Source organism: Frankia canadensis, from assembly GCF_900197875.1.
Classification (GTDB): Bacteria; Actinomycetota; Actinomycetes; order Frankiales; family Frankiaceae; genus Frankia; species Frankia canadensis.
The window spans coordinates 1-16,200 of the sequence record NZ_FZMO01000070.1 but is presented as its reverse complement, the minus strand read 5'-3'; the positions used below and the strand labels follow the sequence as shown (position 1 = coordinate 16,200).

The 16,200-nt window shown below is 73.4% G+C and carries 13 protein-coding genes; 5 read left to right on the top strand and 8 right to left on the bottom strand.

The window, feature by feature from the left end:
• Both C1A33_RS07930 and C1A33_RS07925 read left to right on the top strand, forming a co-directional pair.
• Window positions 1-892 (top strand): NAD(P)H-quinone oxidoreductase (locus tag C1A33_RS07930; RefSeq protein WP_101830870.1); only part of this gene is annotated, 892 nt, incomplete at its 5' end.
• Window positions 893-990: 98 nt separating this feature from the next.
• Window positions 991-1,563 carry a bacterial proteasome activator family protein gene (locus tag C1A33_RS07925; protein WP_101830869.1) on the top strand — a complete coding sequence of 191 codons (573 nt, stop codon included), beginning with the start codon at window positions 991-993 and terminating at the stop codon, window positions 1,561-1,563.
• 84 nt (window positions 1,564-1,647) lie between these two features.
• Here C1A33_RS07925 and C1A33_RS07920 read toward each other — a convergent pair whose 3' ends face one another.
• From C1A33_RS07920 to C1A33_RS07910, 3 genes are all read right to left on the bottom strand, one after another.
• Complete coding sequence (locus tag C1A33_RS07920) at window positions 1,648-3,138, bottom strand: metallopeptidase TldD-related protein (protein WP_101830868.1); 1,491 nt, start codon at window positions 3,136-3,138, stop codon at window positions 1,648-1,650.
• Window positions 3,135-4,706 (bottom strand): TldD/PmbA family protein, encoded by a 1,572-nt coding sequence (locus C1A33_RS07915; RefSeq protein WP_101830867.1) that lies wholly within the window; start codon window positions 4,704-4,706, stop codon window positions 3,135-3,137. The genes C1A33_RS07920 and C1A33_RS07915 overlap by 4 nt, the downstream gene beginning before the upstream one ends.
• Window positions 4,707-5,069: 363 nt before the next feature.
• The gene (locus C1A33_RS07910; RefSeq protein WP_101830874.1) at window positions 5,070-5,864 is read right to left on the bottom strand and encodes an HAD family hydrolase; all 795 of its coding nucleotides are present in this window, start codon (window positions 5,862-5,864) and stop codon (window positions 5,070-5,072) included.
• A 126-nt stretch (window positions 5,865-5,990) separates the two neighbouring features.
• Between C1A33_RS07910 and C1A33_RS07905 the strand changes: the two genes are divergently transcribed.
• Both C1A33_RS07905 and hisG read left to right on the top strand, forming a co-directional pair.
• Window positions 5,991-6,383: a phosphoribosyl-ATP diphosphatase gene (locus C1A33_RS07905; protein ID WP_243407303.1), complete on the top strand. Its 393-nt coding sequence runs from the start codon at window positions 5,991-5,993 to the stop codon at window positions 6,381-6,383.
• Between the two features lie 65 nt (window positions 6,384-6,448).
• On the top strand, window positions 6,449-7,297 hold the full coding sequence (gene hisG, locus C1A33_RS07900; protein ID WP_101830873.1) for an ATP phosphoribosyltransferase: 849 nt from the start codon (window positions 6,449-6,451) through the stop codon (window positions 7,295-7,297).
• Window positions 7,298-7,402: 105 nt separating this feature from the next.
• On the opposite strand, the gene folE is transcribed toward hisG, so the two are convergent.
• The 5 genes from folE to dacB form a co-directional block, all read right to left on the bottom strand.
• Window positions 7,403-8,143 carry a GTP cyclohydrolase I FolE gene (gene folE, locus C1A33_RS07895; RefSeq protein ID WP_423748050.1) on the bottom strand — a complete coding sequence of 247 codons (741 nt, stop codon included), beginning with the start codon at window positions 8,141-8,143 and terminating at the stop codon, window positions 7,403-7,405.
• Complete coding sequence (ftsH, locus tag C1A33_RS07890; RefSeq protein WP_101830865.1) at window positions 8,140-10,362, bottom strand: ATP-dependent zinc metalloprotease FtsH; 2,223 nt, start codon at window positions 10,360-10,362, stop codon at window positions 8,140-8,142. Before ftsH ends, folE begins: the two co-directional genes overlap by 4 nt.
• A gap of 224 nt (window positions 10,363-10,586) precedes the next feature.
• A complete protein-coding gene (gene hpt / locus C1A33_RS07885; protein ID WP_101830864.1) occupies window positions 10,587-12,341 on the bottom strand; it encodes a hypoxanthine phosphoribosyltransferase in 1,755 nt (584 codons plus the stop codon).
• Window positions 12,342-12,396: 55 nt separating this feature from the next.
• The gene (locus C1A33_RS07880; RefSeq protein WP_101830863.1) at window positions 12,397-13,509 is read right to left on the bottom strand and encodes a zinc-dependent metalloprotease; all 1,113 of its coding nucleotides are present in this window, start codon (window positions 13,507-13,509) and stop codon (window positions 12,397-12,399) included.
• A gap of 94 nt (window positions 13,510-13,603) precedes the next feature.
• Window positions 13,604-15,043, bottom strand: coding sequence for a D-alanyl-D-alanine carboxypeptidase/D-alanyl-D-alanine endopeptidase (gene dacB / locus C1A33_RS07875; protein WP_423748049.1), 1,440 nt, complete (start codon window positions 15,041-15,043; stop codon window positions 13,604-13,606).
• A 478-nt stretch (window positions 15,044-15,521) separates the two neighbouring features.
• On the opposite strand from dacB, the gene C1A33_RS07870 reads away from it, so the two are divergent.
• Window positions 15,522-16,061, top strand: a complete 540-nt coding sequence (locus tag C1A33_RS07870; protein WP_101830871.1) for an inorganic diphosphatase — start codon at window positions 15,522-15,524, stop codon at window positions 16,059-16,061.
• Window positions 16,062-16,200: the final 139 nt, after the last annotated feature.

Genomic DNA, 16,200 nt, shown 5'->3' with positions numbered 1-16,200 from the left:
CGGCGAGTCCGAGATCATCGGGCTGGAGTGCGCCGGGCGGGTCGCCGCCGTCGGCCCGGCCGCCGGCGGCGAGACCGGCCCGGGCGGCGGCGCTGGCCTGCGCTCGACCTTCGGTGTGGGTCCCACCGGTGGCGGACTCGAGGTCGGCACGCCGGTGTGCGCGCTGCTCAGCGGCGGCGGGTACGCGACCCGGGTGAACGTGCCGGTCGGTCAGGTCCTGCCGGTGCCAGCGGGGGTCGACCCCGTCGAGGCCGCGGCGCTGCCGGAGGTCGCCTGCACCGTGCACTCCACCGTGTTCGGCCTGGCCGGGCTGCGTGATGGCGAGGTCTTCCTCGTACACGGCGGCGCGTCCGGGATCGGGACGTTCGCCATCCAGGCGGTGCGCGCGCTGCGCCCGTCGGCGGTCATCGCGGCCACCGCCGGCACGCCCGCGAAGCTCGACCGGGTGCGCGGGCTCGGCGCCGACATCGCCGTGTCCTACCGCGACGAGGACTTCGTCGAGGTGGTTCGCGAGGCCACCGGCGGCCATGGCGCGGACGTCATCCTCGACAACATGGGTGCCGCATACCTGCCGCGCAACGTCGCCCTGCTGGCCGTCGGCGGCCGGCTCGTCGTCATCGGGCTGCAGGGCGGGGTGAAGGGCGAGCTCAGTCTGGGCACGCTGCTGAGCAAGCGGGCCGCGGTGCACGCGGCCTCGCTGCGGGCGCGGCCGGCGGACGAGAAGGCGGCGATCGTCGCGGCGGTCCGCGACCAGGTCTGGCCGGCGGTCGAGCGGGGGGCGATCCGCCCGGTCGTCGACCGGGTCGTGCCGATCACCGAGGTGGTGGCGGCGCATCGGCATGTCGCCGAACTGGGCCATGTCGGCAAGGTCATCCTCACCATGCCCGGCTGACCCGCCCCAGCGGCGGCTGGCCGGCTGGGCCGGCCGGGTTGGTGGCCATACCGTGGCCAGCGCCGTGCACCGCCGTCTGACGGGGCAGGATAGGGGTCATGACGGATCAACCGGAATCCCGCGTCCTGATCGTCGGGCCGGACGGCGCGCTGCACCAGGCCGAGCCCACGGCGCTTGGCCTGGCGAGCGGCCCCGCCGCAGCGGACGCCGACAAGAACGAGGAGTCGGCCGAGGGCGGCAGCCCGGTCGCCGAGCTGGTCTCCCAGCCCGACAAGGTGATGCGCATCGGCACCATGATCAAGCAGCTGCTGGAGGAGGTCCGGGCCGCGCCGCTGGACGAGGCCAGCCGGGTGCGGCTGCGCGAGATCCACCGCAGCTCCATCCGCGAGCTCTCCGACGGGCTGGCCCCCGAGCTGCGGTCCGAGCTGGAGCGGCTGTCCCTGCCCTTCGACGAGTCGCACACCCCCTCCGACAGCGAGCTGCGCATCGCCCAGGCGCAGCTGGTCGGTTGGCTGGAGGGCCTGTTCCACGGTCTGCAGACGGTGCTGTTCGCCCAGCAGATGGCGGCCCGCGCGCAGCTGGAGGAGATCCGCCGCCGGGCCCTGCCCAGCGGGCAGGGCGGCCAGCAGCAGGCGGGCGGCGAGACGTTCGGCCGCGGCGCCTACCTGTGACGGCGCCCCGGCCCCGGTCGCCGCGGCGCGGCCGGGGCCGGTACCGGTGCCGGGGCGGGAGCCGCCGCGGACCGTGGGCCGGCGCTAGTTCGCCGGGCTGACCGAGCTCATGTTGAGGTCGGGCACCCGCATCGGCGGCATCCGGGTGAGCGTGAACCAGTCCGCCCACTCGCGCGCCATGGTGCGGGTGGTCGCGCCGATCTCGCCGATGCGGCCCAGCAGGTCCACTGGGGACTCGTTGAACCGGAAGTTGTTCACCGCCCCGGCGACCTCGCCGTTGTCCACCAGGTAGACGCCGTCGCGGGTGAGCCCGGTGAGCAGCAGCGTCTCCGGGTCGACGTCGCGGATGTACCACAGGCTGGTCAGCAGCAGGCCGCGGCGGGTCGAGGCGATCATCTCGTCGAGCGACGCGGTGCCGCCGCCGTCCAGGATCAGGTTCTCGATCATCGGGGTGACCGCGCTGTCGGTCGCCCGCGCCGTCGCGCGGGTCTGGACCAGCGCGGCGAGGGCGCCGTCACGGATCCAGTCCGTCGCGCCGAGGGCAAGCCCGTTGTCGAACACACTCGACATCGCCGAGGACGCCGCCGCGGTCACGAACGGCGCGGTCGCCAGCTCCGGATCCGCCGGATCACTCGACAACCGCAGCCCGGCCGGGCCGATCGCCTCGCCGATCCGGGTCCCGCCGCCCGCCCGGCTGAACACCGTCCGGCCCTCGGCGGCGTCCCGGCCCGCGGCCGACCAGTACAGGTTGATCATCAGGTCGGCCACGGCGGACGGCGGCAGCAGCGTCTCGTACCTGCCGGCGGGCAGCTCGACGGAACGCTCGCACCAGGCCAGCCGGGAGCGCAGCGCGGCGTCGGTGGTGGCGACGTCGACATCGGTGAAGTCGCGGGTCGACTGCCCGTGCCACACCGAGCCGCCGGGCACGCCGCTCTTGGCGTTCCACTCCACGCTGCCCGTCGGCTGGGCGTGGCGCAGCCGCAGGCCGGTGGAGGTGCCGAGCCAGGTGGTGGTCACGTCGTGCTCGGCGAACCCGAACAGCCGTCGGCCCTCGGCGCGGGCGGCGCCGAACGCCTCGGCGAGGTCACGGGCGAAGTCCGTGAACACCGCCGTGCCGGTGCGGACCGCCGGGTCGGTGAACGCGACGTCGGTGGCGAGCCCCCCGGCGGTGGCCGGCCCGAGCAGGTCGGCGAAATCCTCGGCGTCGGCGGCCTCGAGGGCGGCGGCCTCGGCGGCGCGGACCAGGTCGGCGAGTCCATCGGCGTCGGTCGGGTGCGGTGCGGCGGTCGCCGGATCGGCGCGGCGGGGGGAGTCGATGGTCGAGGCGGTGCGGACGCCGAACGACCGGTCGATCACGCTGATGACCGTGATCGACCGGTCCCGGCTCGACCCGTTGGTCGTCAGGGAGTTGGTGGCCCACCGCAGGTTCACCGTGCTGGACTCGCTGGCGATCACCACGCACGCGTCGGCGCGGGACAGCGCGAGCGCGCGCTCCACGATCTCGGGTGCGTCCTGCGGCACCCCGATGGCGCGGTCGGTGCGAGCGCGGCTGTCGGTTCCGGTCACCTGGCTCATCGGCCGGCCTCCCGCCGGGTGTTGAGGACGTTGACACCGCGGAACAGCGCCGACGGGCAGCCGTGGCTGACGGCCGCGACCTGGCCGGGCTGCCCCTTGCCGCAGTTGAACGCGCCGCCGAGCACGTAGGTCTCCGGTCCGCCGACCGCCTCCAGCGAGCCCCAGAAGTCCGTCGTGGTCGCCTGGTAGGCGACGTCACGCAGCTGGCCGACGATCCGCCCGTCGCGGATCTCGTAGAACCGCTGGCCGGTGAACTGGAAGTTGTAGCGCTGCATGTCGATCGACCAGCTTTTGTCACCGACGATGTAGATCCCGCGCTCGACCTGGCCGATCAGGTCCTCGGTGGCCGGGCCGCCGGGCGCCGGCAGCAGCGACACGTTCGCCATCCGCTGGATCGGCACGTGGTGCGGGGAGTCGGCGAACGCGCAGCCGTTGGACCGTTCGACGCCGAGGACGCCCGCGTTGCGGGCCGCCATCGCCCGGTCGAGCTGGTAGCCGACGAGTGTCCCGTCCCGGACGATGTCGAAGCGGCGGGTCTGCACGCCCTCGTCGTCGTAGCCGATGGTGGCCAGGCCGTGCAGGGCCGTGCGGTCGCCGGTGACGGTCATCACCGGGGAGCCGTAGCGCAGGGCGCCGAGCTGGTCGAGGGTGGCGAACGACGTGCCGGCGTAGGCCGCCTCGTAGCCGAGCGCCCGGTCGAGCTCGGTGGCGTGGCCGACGGACTCGTGGATCGTCAGCCACAGGTTCGACGGGTCGATCACCAGGTCGTAGCGCCCCGGCTCCACCGAGGACGCCTTCGCCTTCTCCGCGAGCAGCCCCGGGATCAGCTCGATCTCGCCGTCCCAGTCCCAGCAGCCGGCCGCGGGGCCCGCCACCATCCACTCCCAGCCCCGGCCCGCCGGCGGGGCGATGGTGCGCATCGACTCGAAGCCGCCGCCCGGGTCGACCCGGGTCGCCTCGATCTGGCACAGCACCCGTACCCGCTGCTGGGTGGTCGAGGTCCCGGCCAGGTCGGCGTAGTACTTGTTCTCCAGCACCGCCTCGAAGCGACCGTCGACGTGGTCGACGTCCTGGGCGGCGTACAGCGCCCGGCACAGGCCGCCGACCCGCTCGACCCGCTCCCGCGCGTCCACGGCGAACGGATCCGCGGTGTAGGCCGAGACCCAGACCGCGTCCGAGTGGGTCGGCTCGGCCGCGAGCTCGACGGGCTCGGAGTTCAGCGGCGCGGCCACCCGGGCCATCGCGACCGCCTCCCGGGCCAGCCGCACCGCCTCGTCCGGTGTCAGGTCCACACCCGCCGCGAAGCCCCAGGCGCCCTCGTGCACCACCCGCACGGCCAAGCCCAGCGTGGCGCCCTCGTGCCGGCTTTCCAGCGAGGCGTCGCGGAAGGACAGCGAGGACTCCCGCAGCCGCTCGATGCGAATGTCCGCGTGGGATGCGCCCAGGTCACGGGTGGTCTGCAGGGCCGCGTCGGTGAGCGCGGACCGGGGCAGCGCGAGGAACTCGGCATCGATCTCGTGCGCGGGGAGCCCGGACGCGGCCGATTCCTGATGGACGGAGGTCGCCATGCCCCTATCCTGGCCCGTGCCGGGGACGAGGGTGGCGTCGCCCTGCCGTCCTCGTGGCCTGCGCCGTCTCCGTGGCGGCCGCGGCCTCGGTGGTCCTCGCTGTCTCCGTGGACGGAACCGCGCCTCGCGGGCACCCGGCCCGCCGCGCCCGACACCGGCTGCCGATGTGGTGTGGCCCGGCGTTTCCGGTGACGGGAAACCGTCTCTTTCGGCCTGGATAGCCGAACCCCACGGATGCTCCGGTCATGGAGCCGTGAAACGTACGCGGCGGATCGCGCGGAGCGCCGCGGGGCCCGATTGTCGCCGCGGTCGGGAAGGCATGATTGTCGACGGGTTTGCCGGCGGCCCGTTCGGTCGGCCCGTTCAGTCGGCCGGGAAGAGCCGTTCGAGGATGAGCGCCACGCCGTCGTCGTCATTGGACGCGGTGATCTCGTCCGCGGCGGCGAGCACGTCCGGATGGGCGTTGGCGACCGCCACCGAGTGGCCGGCCCAGGCGAACATCGGCAGGTCGTTGGGCATGTCGCCGAACGCGACGACCTGATCGGCGCGCACCCCACGCTGCGCGGCCAGTTCCGCGAGCGCGACCGCCTTCGACACCCCCGGCCCGGCGATCTCCACCAGGTCCGCGCTCGACGTGGTGACCACCGCGTCCGCCCCGGCCAGCTCCACGATCACGTCGTAGACCGCCGTGAACGGCCGCCCGCCCCGGCGAACCAGCAGCTTCGTGGCCGGCAGTGTCACGAGCAGTTCGTGGAAGGCCCCGACGAGCTCCTGGGGGTCCGGCCACATCGTCTCGAAGCGCGGTTCCCGGCCGAAGCGTGTCCCGCTCTCGACCGCGAACGCCGCGTCCGGCACCAGCTCACGGATGGCGCGTGCGAGCCGCAGCGCCGTGGCGGACTCCAGGTAGCGGTGGCTGACCGCGACCCCGGCGTCAAGATCGAACACGAGCGCGCCGTTGGCGCAGATGGCGAGGCCGGACGCGGCCGTCTGTGCGGCTATCCCCGCCATCACTCGGCTCGGGCGCCCGGTCACGAACACGACCGTCGCGCCGCTGCGGCGCACCCGGCCCAGCGCCGCGCGGGTGCGCGCCGAGACGGTGCCATCGCTGCGGATCAGTGTGCCGTCGAGATCCGTGGCGACGAGGACAGGCGGGGACACAGTGACCCAGTCAACCAGCAACGCCGGGGCGGGCGGGCCTGGTTCCGCGGCATGGCGGCCGGCCTGCACGGACCGTGGCCACTCGACGGGCCGGGAGGCGTCGCGTCGCCGGGTAGCATGCCGGACATGGTTCCTGCCGATCGGCCAGGCTCGTCGCCGTCCGGGTCTGTCTCCCGGCCCGGAGCGCAGGGGGGATCGCCGGCGTCGGCTCCCGCCACCCCGGCGGCCGTGGCGGCCGCGGCGAAAGCATCCACCGTAAAAACCTTCGACGAACTCTTTGCCGAGGTCGCCGACAAATGGCAGCGCCGGGTGCCCGGTTCGGGCACCGTCGCGGCCCTCGACAAGGGCGTTCACCATCTCGGCAAGAAACTCGTCGAGGAGGCCGCGGAAGCCTGGATGGCGGCCGAGCACGAAGGCCGGGACAGGGCGGCCGAGGAGATCTCCCAGCTGCTCTACTGGAGCCAGCTGATGATGATTTCGCTGGGCCTTTCCCTGGACGACGTATACTCCCACCTGTGAGCGCCCCGCGATCCATTTCGGTAGACCTTGTAGACGAAAACCTTAGTAGACGCTGAGTAGTGACGATGCTTCGTATTGCGGTTCCCAACAAGGGGTCGTTGTCCGCGGCCTCCAGCCAGCTGCTCGCCGACGCCGGCTACCATGCCCGGCGCGACGCGGCGGAACTGGTGATCACCGATGTCGAGAACGACGTCGAGTTCTTCTTCCTGCGGCCGCGGGACATCGCCGTCTACGTGGGGTCGGGGCGGCTCGACCTCGGGATCACCGGGCGCGACCTGCTGCTGGACAGCAACGCCGCGGCGGAGGAGCTGCTGCCGCTGGGCTATGCGCACGCCACCTTCCGCTACGCCGCTCCCGAGGGCGCCTTCGCGGACGTGGCGGAGCTGCAGAGCAAGCGGATCGCGACGTCCTTCCCGGCGCTGGTGCGGGCCGATCTCGCCGGGCGTGGCATCACCCCGGCGGGCATCGTCACCCTCGACGGCGCGGTGGAGACCGCGGTGCGCCTCGGGGTGGCGGACGCGGTCGCCGACGTGGTGGAGACCGGTCGCACCCTGCGGGCCGCCGGACTGGAGCTGCTCGGCGAGCCGGTACTGCGCTCCGAGGCCATCGTCATCGCCAAGCGCGGAGCGGTGCTGACCGGGGCACACGAGCGGCTGCTGCGCCGTGTGCAGGGCGTTCTCGTCGCCCGCCGGTACGTGATGATGGACTACGACGTCCCGACGGCCGTCCTGGAGAAGGCCTGCGAGATCACGCCCGGCTACGAGTCGCCGACGATCTCCCCGCTGCAGCGGGAGGAGTGGGTGGCCGTGCGGGCGATGGTTCCGCGGGCCGAGGTCAACCGGACGATGGACGACCTGTGGGATCTCGGCGCCCGCGGCATCCTCGTCTCCGGCATCCAGGCCTGCCGGCTCTGACGGCCGGCCGAAGCCCGGCCCGGAAACAGGCCTCGGGGGCCGGTCCGCGCATGGCGGACGGCCCCCGAGGTTTCCGGATACCCGGTGCTCAGCTGTGCGTGGCGCTCAGTGCCGGCCACCTCGCAGGATCAGGGACATGCCCTCGTTGCGGGTGGCGGTGCTGAGGAACTGGCCGCGGACCGCGGAGGTCACCGTCGTCGCGCCCGGCTTGCGCACGCCGCGCATCGACATGCACAGGTGCTCCGCCTCGACGACGACCATCACCCCGCGGGGATCGAGCACGTCGACCAGCGCGTCGGCGATCTGCGACGTCAGCCGCTCCTGAACCTGCGGGCGGCGGGCGTAGAGATCGACCAGCCGGGCCAGCTTCGACAGGCCGGTGATCTGGCCCTTGTTGTTCGGGATGTAGGCGACGTGCGCCTGCCCGGAGAACACGACCAGGTGGTGCTCGCACAGCGACGAGAAGTCGATGTCGCGCACGAGCACCATCTCGTCGTGGCCCTCGTCGAAGACCGTCGTGAGGACCTCGCTCGGCTCGCGGCCGAGGCCCTCGACAGCCTCCCGGTAGGCACGGGCGACCCGGTCCGGGGTCTTGCGCAGCCCTTCCCGGTCCGGATCCTCACCGATGCCGATCAGTAGTTCGCGCACCGCGCGGGCCACCCGGTCGTGGTCGAACGGGCGGACCTGGCTGGGCCTGCCCCGATCACGTGCGGGCACGGCCGTGGAAGTACCCGTGCCGTTGCCGGCGAGCGGGCTGGGGACGTCGAAGCCGTTCGATCCCGTGGCGCCCACCTCGCGCACCCCCTCCTCCGTCGAGGTGAACCCGATCTGGGAATCGGACGTCAACGGCGTCTCCTCTCGTCATCGTTCGGCCAGGACGGCGGGGCCCATGGGTTCGCGATCCGCGGTCCGTCGGGCGGCGCGTCGGCACCACCGGACGCCGGTGGCTGACTCTGTGGGTAACCATGCCCACCAGGCCCGCCATTCCCGGCCGGTCCACCGATCCCACCCGGTCCCATCCCGCCGCCGGGCCCCATGCCACCCGGACCCATCACCCCGCCGGGGCCGGGGACGCCGTGCGGCGGGGCCGTCGGGTCGCCGCCGCTCGCGCCGTTGCCCGGGCCGTGCCCATGCGCCGGGTCCTTGACCAGGTCGGCGACGCCGGAGGAGATGAGGCCCAGCTCGGCCGGGGTCTGCACCGGCGGGCGGTCGGACGGGATGCGCCGGCCCACTCCGGTGTAGGTGCCGCGTACCGGCCGCTTCTGCACGGTGGCGAAAGCCTCGGCGACCTCGTCCTTGCTCAGCGTCTCGGTGTCCATCAGCCGCAGGACGAGATTGTCCAGCACGTCGCGGTAGGTGACCAGGATCTCCCACGCCTCGTCGTGCGCCGCCTCGATGAGCCGGCGGACCTCGGCGTCGATCTCGCTGGCGACCTCCTCGGAGTAGTCGCGCTGGTGCCCGACCTCCTTGCCGAGGAAGACCTCGCTGTTCTCGGTGCCGAACTTGATCGCGCCGAGCTTGTCGCTCATCCCGTACTGGGTGATCATCGCTCGGGAGATCTGGGTGGCCTTCTCGATGTCGTCGCTCGCGCCGGTCGTCGGGTCGTGGAAGACCAGCTCCTCGGCTGTACGACCGCCGAGGAGGACGGCGAGCCGGTCCAGCATCTCCGACCTGGTCGACAGGTACTTGTCCTCCAGCGGGAGCTGCATGGTGTAGCCGAGCGCACGGCCCCGGGGCAGGATCGTCACCTTGTGCACGGGGTCGGAGTTCGGCAGCGCGTGCGCCACGAGGGCGTGTCCGCCCTCGTGGTAGGCGATGCGCTTCTTCTCCTTGTCGCTCATCGCCCGCGTCTTGCGCTCCGGCCCGGCCATGACCCGGTCGATCGCCTCCTCGAGCAGCGCCGAGGAGATGAACTTCAGGTTGGACCGGGCGGCCAGCAGCGCGGCCTCGTTGAGCACGTTCGCGAGATCCGCACCGGTGAACCCGGGCGTGCGCCGGGCGATGATCAGCATGTCGGCGTCCGGGCCGATGGGCTTGCCCTTGGCGTGCACCCGCAGGATCGCCTCGCGGCCGAGCAGGTCCGGCCGGTCGACGACGATCTGCCGGTCGAAACGCCCGGGCCGCAGCAGCGCCGGGTCGAGGATGTCGGGCCGGTTCGTCGCCGCGATGAGGATGACCCCACCCTTGACGTCGAAGCCGTCCATCTCGACGAGCAGCTGGTTGAGGGTCTGCTCACGCTCGTCGTGCCCGCCGCCGAGGCCGGCGCCGCGGTGGCGGCCCACCGCGTCGATCTCGTCGACGAAGATGATCGCGGGGGCGTTGGCCTTCGCCTGCTCGAACAGGTCCCGCACCCGGCTGGCGCCGACACCGACGAACATCTCGACGAAGTCGGATCCGGAGATCGAGTAGAACGGCACCCCGGCCTCGCCGGCCACCGCCCGTGCGAGCAGCGTCTTGCCGGTACCGGGCGGCCCGTAGAGCAGCACGCCCTTGGGGATCTTCGCGCCGATCGCCTGGAACTTGCTCGGGTTCTCCAGGAACTCCTTGATCTCCTGGAGCTCCTCGATGGCCTCGTCGGCGCCCGCCACGTCGGTGAAGGTCGTCTTCGGCGTGTCCTTGCTCACGAGCTTGGCCTTGGACTTGCCGAAGTTCATGACCCGGTTGCCGCCGCCCTGCATCTGGTTCATGAAGAAGAACAGCAGCAGCACCACGAGCAGTACGGGCAGCAGGTTGAGCAGGAGGGAGACCAGGATGTTTCCGCGGTCGACCGAGACGTCGTACGTGACGCGCTTGTTCCGCAGCTCGTTGGCGAGAACGACACCCTGTTCGCTGACATAGGACGACTCGTACTTCCGGCCGTCCTTCGTCTGGACCTGGATGAGCTGCTTGGAGTCCTGGATCTTGGCCTTCGCGACCTGGCCGTCGTCGATCTGCTGCTGGACGAAGTTCAGGTCACGTTTGCCGTACTCGCTGGGACCCGAAAGGACGCCTGTCGTGAGGATGATCACGAACAGGACCAGGAGCAGCAGTGGCACCCAGCCACGGAAGATTCTTCTTGGAGTCATCTGTCTGGAGCACCGGACACGAGCGCTCCGCCCTCCTGACGTGTGTACTGCCCTCGATCGGGATTCCCTTGTGCCGAGGGTACCGCCGGTGCGCGCATCTCACCGCGCGCACATCCGACCAACGGATCGGCGGCCTGTGCTGTTCCGGCCCTGGCGATCCGGGGCCGCACGGTCGTGCGCCGGGCCCGTCGATGCCGCCGAGGGCCCCGCGCGGCGCCCTGCCGTCAGTCCGGCGCGCCGCGTTCGATCGCGTCCGGCGTGAGCGTTCCGACGAAGGGAAGGGTGCGGTAGTACTCGGAGTAGTCGAGGCCATAGCCCACGACGAAGGCGCTGGGAATATCGAATCCGACATAGCGGACATCGACGTCCACGGTGATCGCCTCCGGCTTGCGGAACAGCGCGAGCACCTCCAGCGACGCCGGGCCGCGCGAGCGCAGGTTCTTCAGCAGCCAGGACAGCGTGAGACCGGAGTCGATGATGTCCTCGACGACGAGGACGTCACGCCCCTCGATCGAGCGGTCCAGGTCCTTGAGGATGCGCACCACGCCCGAGGACGACGTCGACGACCCGTACGAGGACACCGCCATGAACTCCATGGTCAGCGGCACGCTCAGGGCCCGGGACAGGTCCGCCATCACCATCACGGCGCCCTTGAGCACCCCGACCAGCAGGATCTCCCGGCCGGCGTAGTCGGCGTCGACCCTGGCGGCGAGCTCGCGGATCTTCGCGGCGATCTCGTCGGCGGTGACCAGGACCTCGTCGATGTCGGGATGCGGGCTGGCCGCCGGCGCGTCCCCGCGCGGTCCGCCGGTGTCGGGCGTGGTCGTCGCGGCCTGGGTCACCTGATGCTCCTCCTCCATGGACGCCGGCTCCGGGTGCGGCCGGCCAGCGGCCTGTGGGACCCGACCGGCTGTCGCGCCCAGCGGCCGCGACACCTCCGCCGGGCCGGTCAGTGTGATCTGGCCCGCCCAGCGGCGGGCCAGCACTCCCGAGGGCAGCGGCACCGGCTTCTGGCCGCGCCACCGGGTCACCAGCTCCTCCACCGCCCAGACGTGCTCGGCCCGCAGTGCCGACGCGGAGGCGCCGACGTCGAGAGCGGCGCGGCGCAGCACCCGGCCCCGAATCGCGGCGGGCATGGCCGCCAGCGCCGGGACCTCGAAGCTGATCTCCCCGCCGACCGGGCCGATCGTCGCCGCGGCGGCGCCGTAGCTCGCCGCCGCCGTCGCGTCCAGCGCGTCCGCGTCGGCGCGCAGCAGGTCGGCGCCGCGGGCCAGTGACTCGGCGATGCCGGGGCCGAGCTCGGCCTCGAGCAGCGGGAGAACGCTGTGCCGCACCCGAGCCCGGGCGAAGGCGCGGTCGCTGTTCGTCGGGTCGTCCCAGGCCGAGAGCCCCAGCGCCCGGCAGGCGGCGCGGGTGTCGGCGCGGCGCAGCCCGAGCAGGGGGCGGCGCAGCACCCCGTCCGCCGGCCGCATCCCGCCGAGCGAGCGGGCGCCGGCGCCCCGTGCCAGCCGCAGCAGCACCGTCTCGGCCTGGTCGTCGAGGGTGTGGCCGAGCAGGACCGCGGCGGCGCCGAGCCGCTCGGCGGCGCCGAGCAGGACGGCCCGGCGCGCGTCGCGGGCCGCCCCCTCGGAGCGCGCCGTGTGCGCGACCAGCACCTCGGCCGGTCGCAGGCCGAGGGCGCGGCCGGCCTCGGCGACGTCCTGCGCGCGGGCGGCGGACCCGTCGTCCCAGCCGTGATCGACGACGAGCAGCCCACCGCGCAGCGCGCGCCGCGGCGCGACGAAGGCGAGCGCGGCGGCCAGCGCCAGCGAGTCCGGACCGCCGGAGCAGGCGGTGAGGACGAGTGCGCCGGGATCGAGATCGGCGATCGCGGTACGGACCGCGAGGCGGATCGCGGCGACCGCCGGATCGGGTGCCCGGCGGGCGCGGGCGGAGGCCGCCCCGCCCGAATGGTCACCGTCGGTGACAGTCGAGGTCATGAGGTGGGCCGTAGGGGGGAACGTCCGGCGCTGGCACGCCCGCGGCCCACGGCGGTCACGCCGAGATCGACGGGCGACTGCCCAGCACGCGCTGCATCCACGCGGTCGGATCGACGAGCTCGGCGCGCGTCGGCAGCGTGGCCGGCGACTCCCAGACCGTGTTGAAGCCACCCACCCCGGACTCCGCGACGACGGCCCGGACGAAGGCCCCGCCCTGGCGGTACTGCTGCATCTTGAGGTCGAGGCCGAGCAGGCGGCGGACGAACCGGTCGATCGGCGATCCGCCGTCGCGCCGGCCCTCGAACGTGGAGCGGATGTCCGCGACCGTCGGCACCACCTTCGGGCCCACCGCGTCCATCACCTGGTCGGCGTGCCCCTCCAGCAGCGTCATGAGGGCCTGCAGCCGGTCGAGCACGGCGCGCTGCGCGGGTGTCTGCAACGCCTCCACGACGCTCGGGCCGTCCGCGCCACGATCGAACACCGCGCCACGCAGCGCCGTCACCGCGGAGCGCACCCGGTCGGCGAGGACGTCCGGGTCGAGGTCGGTGGCCTCGATGAACGCCGTGATCTCGGACTCGAGGTGGGCCCGCAGCCATGGCACCGCGGTGAACTGACTGCGGTGGGTCTGCTCGTGCAGGCACACCCACATCCGGAAGTCCCGCGGCACCACGCCCATGGTCGCCTCGGCGTGGGCGATGTTCGGCGCGACCAGGCTGAGCCGGCCGACGGCGTCCGGCGTGCCCGCGCCCTGCGGCCCCGCCAGGTACTCCTCGGGGGGCAGGAACACCTCGAACTGCCCGAGCACCTTGCCAGCGAGGTAGGCGAGCGCAGTGCCGAGCTGCACGCCGGTGACCCGGCGGCCGACGGCGGTGGAGAAGGTCCCGCGCTGCTGCTCGGAGAGCCGGCCCAGCAGGGGCGCGGTGAGCACCCGCAGGCCGGCCACGTTCGAGCGCACCCATTCGGGACGGTCCACGACGTTGATCGGCGTGGGCGAGCCCGCGGGCGTCAGGTGGGTGTAGTCCTCGACGTGCCGCTCGGCCTCCACCGCGAGCCGGCGCAGCTCGGCGACGATCTCGCCTGCCTGCTCACGCGTGGTCGGCGGGCCGGGGCGGACCAGCTTCTTCGCCGTCGTCACGGCGAGTTCCCAGTCGACCAGCTCGGCGTCCACGAATCCGAGCGTACCGGGCCCGCACGCGCTCTGCCCCCGTGTCAGCGATGCCGGTCGGGCCGAGGGCCGGTGTCCGCCGGGGCGCGGCGGCACCTCATCGGGCCGTCGCCGCCCGGCCGGCGGCGGGTGCCGTCGGCGCCGCCCGGCAGCCGCAGCCCGCGAGCGCCGCCGCCACCCGGTCCAGGGCGGCCTTGGTGCCGGTCGCCTCCTGGGCCGGGGACAGGAACGCGAACAGCAGCAACCGGCCGTCGGCATCCACGACCTGGCCGGCCAGGCTGCTGACGTTGCGCAGGGTGCCGGTCTTCGCCCGGACCTCGCCGGCGCCGGCCGCGGTGTCGCTGGTGCCATAGCGGTCGTCCAGAGTGCCCGAGAAGCCGGCCACCGGCAGTCCGGTGAGCAGCGTGCGCAGCTCGGGCCGGACCGCCGTCACAGCGGCCCGCAGCAGGGCGACGAGCGTCGCGGGCGGGATCAGATCGCCGGTCGACAGGCCGCTGACGTCGTAGAGGGTCATGCCCGCCGTGGGGATACCCAGCCCGGCGACCGTGTCGGTGACGGCGCGGGTGGCGCCGGCGAATGAGGCCGGCAGGCCGCGGCGGTGGGCGACCAGCCGGCCGAGGCTCTCCGCGAGATCGTTGTCCGACTCGGAGAGCATCTTCTCGACGAGCACCCGCACCGGCGGGCTGCGCACCGCGGCGACCTCGCGGGCCGACGGGTCGGCGCGCCCCAGGCCGATCGATCCGACCTGGACACCCGCCGCCGTGAGCGCGCCAGCGAAGGCGGCCGCCGCCGCCGCGGGCGGGGCGGGAGCGCGGGGGCCGATGGCACCCGGCGCGGAGCGACCCGCGTCGACGGCGAGCGCGGAGACGGGCGCCACGTCGCCGTCGGTGACGTAGTTGTCGCGCCAGCCCGGGGCTCGATCCGGCCCGACGAACAGCGACGCGTCACCGAGGACCTGACCCACCGAGCGGATGCCCGCGGCGCGCACCTGACCGGCGAGGTCGGCGAGGCGGGACAGCGCCGGGTACCCGCCGCCGCGCGGTGCCGCGGTCAACGTGGGATCACCCCCGCCGACCAGCCACAGCGTGCCACCGGGCGCCGTCGCCGAGCCGCCGGGCGGCGGGCTGTGGACGACCGTCGTGCGCAGCCGGTCGTCGGGGAAGGTCGCGAGTGCGGCCGTGGCGACCACGGTCTTGAGCGTCGAGGCCGGCGTGGCCGGGACGCGGCCCCGCTGGTCGAGCAGCACCCGGCCGCTGGAGGCGTCGACGACGAACGCCGCCGGGCCGGCCAGCACGGGATCGCCGAGCGTCCCGGCGAGACGCGTGGCCACGGCGGCGGGGTCGGGGGCGGGCGCCGCCGGATCGAGGCCGGCCAGCGCCACGACCCCCGGCCGTCCCGCGGCACCGCCCGGCCCCGCGTCCGCCCCGGCGGCGGGCACCGGGGCCAGCGATCCGGCGAACAGGGCGCCGGCGAGCGCGGTGAGCCCTCCCAGGCGGGCTACCGGCGCGGCGGATATCACCTCGGGGACACTACGCAACGCCCGCCGGGCGCGGGGCCGCCCCGTCCGGATCGGTGCCCGCGATCCCTCTCGGCCGCCGCACGCAGAGTTCGACCGGCTGTGGGAGATGCGACCGGGAGCGGGAGCGGATGCCCGCGGTGGCGCAGGCCGGACGGCTGTGTCACCGTATGGCGCGAGGTGGCGGGGCGGCCCCCGCCCTGGGATCCCGGCCGGACCGGACCGGTTCGCGCGTCGGCGCGCCGTCCGGCGAACGGTGGTGTGGCGATGCCGACCGGGTGGCCCCGGTTGGGGGTGGCTTCCGGGACACTAGATGTCGACCTCCTCGGGCGTGATGTCCGGCCGGGGGCCCGCCGTGGCCGTGGTGCGGGGCGCCGCGAGCCGTGGCACCCGCCTGGCGGTGCCGGGCCGACCATCGCGGTCCGAGGAGCAGGTGCAGACATGGCAGCCGTCCGGAACGGACCGGGCGGTCCCGATCGTGAAGGAGACAGGGAGCGGAGTGGACCTTGAGTTCGATGTGACCATCGAGATCCCCAAGGGTCAGCGCAACAAGTACGAGATGGATCACCACACCGGGCGTATCCGGCTGGACCGGATGCTGTTCACCTCCACCCACTACCCCTCGGACTACGGGTTCATCGAGGGGACCCTCGGGCGTGACGGTGACCCGCTGGACGCACTGGTCCTGCTGGAGGAGCCGACCTTCCCGGGCTGCCTCGTGCGGTGCCGGACGATCGGCATGTTCGAGATGACCGACGAGAAGGGGCCGGACGACAAGGTCCTCTGCGTCCCGGTCGCGGACGTCCGCCAGGAGCACCTGCGGGACCTGCGCCACCTGCCGGAGTTCGACCGGCTGGAGATCCAGCACTTCTTCGAGGTCTACAAGGACCTCGAGCCCGGCAAGTCGGTCGAGGGCGCCTCGTGGGTCGACCGCAAGGAGGCCGAGCGGGAGATCCTCGCCTCGATCAAGCGGCTGCGCGAGTCCGAGGCCACGGCGGCCGAGGGGCACGACCAGGAGGCCGAGTCGAAGTCCGCGTGACCGGCTGTTCGTCGCGGCGCCGCCTCCTCACGCACCGGTTTCGGCCGGCCGCCTGAGGGGGCGGACGCCCGCGCGGACCACCGCCCCGACACCACCCGTTCATGATCAATATCGGTGTGGGGGGCGACCGGAACGCCGA

Coding starts and splice junctions, on each gene's coding strand:
- C1A33_RS07920 (WP_101830868.1), bottom strand. CDS start 3,138: ATGAGCCAGGTGACCGGAACCGACAGCCGCGCTCGCACCGACCGCGCC.
- ftsH (WP_101830865.1), bottom strand. CDS start 10,362: ATGACTCCAAGAAGAATCTTCCGTGGCTGGGTGCCACTGCTGCTCCTG.
- C1A33_RS07925 (WP_101830869.1), top strand. CDS start 991: ATGACGGATCAACCGGAATCCCGCGTCCTGATCGTCGGGCCGGACGGC.
- C1A33_RS07915 (WP_101830867.1), bottom strand. CDS start 4,706: ATGGCGACCTCCGTCCATCAGGAATCGGCCGCGTCCGGGCTCCCCGCG.
- C1A33_RS07905 (WP_243407303.1), top strand. CDS start 5,991: ATGGTTCCTGCCGATCGGCCAGGCTCGTCGCCGTCCGGGTCTGTCTCC.
- hpt (WP_101830864.1), bottom strand. CDS start 12,341: ATGACCTCGACTGTCACCGACGGTGACCATTCGGGCGGGGCGGCCTCC.
- hisG (WP_101830873.1), top strand. CDS start 6,449: ATGCTTCGTATTGCGGTTCCCAACAAGGGGTCGTTGTCCGCGGCCTCC.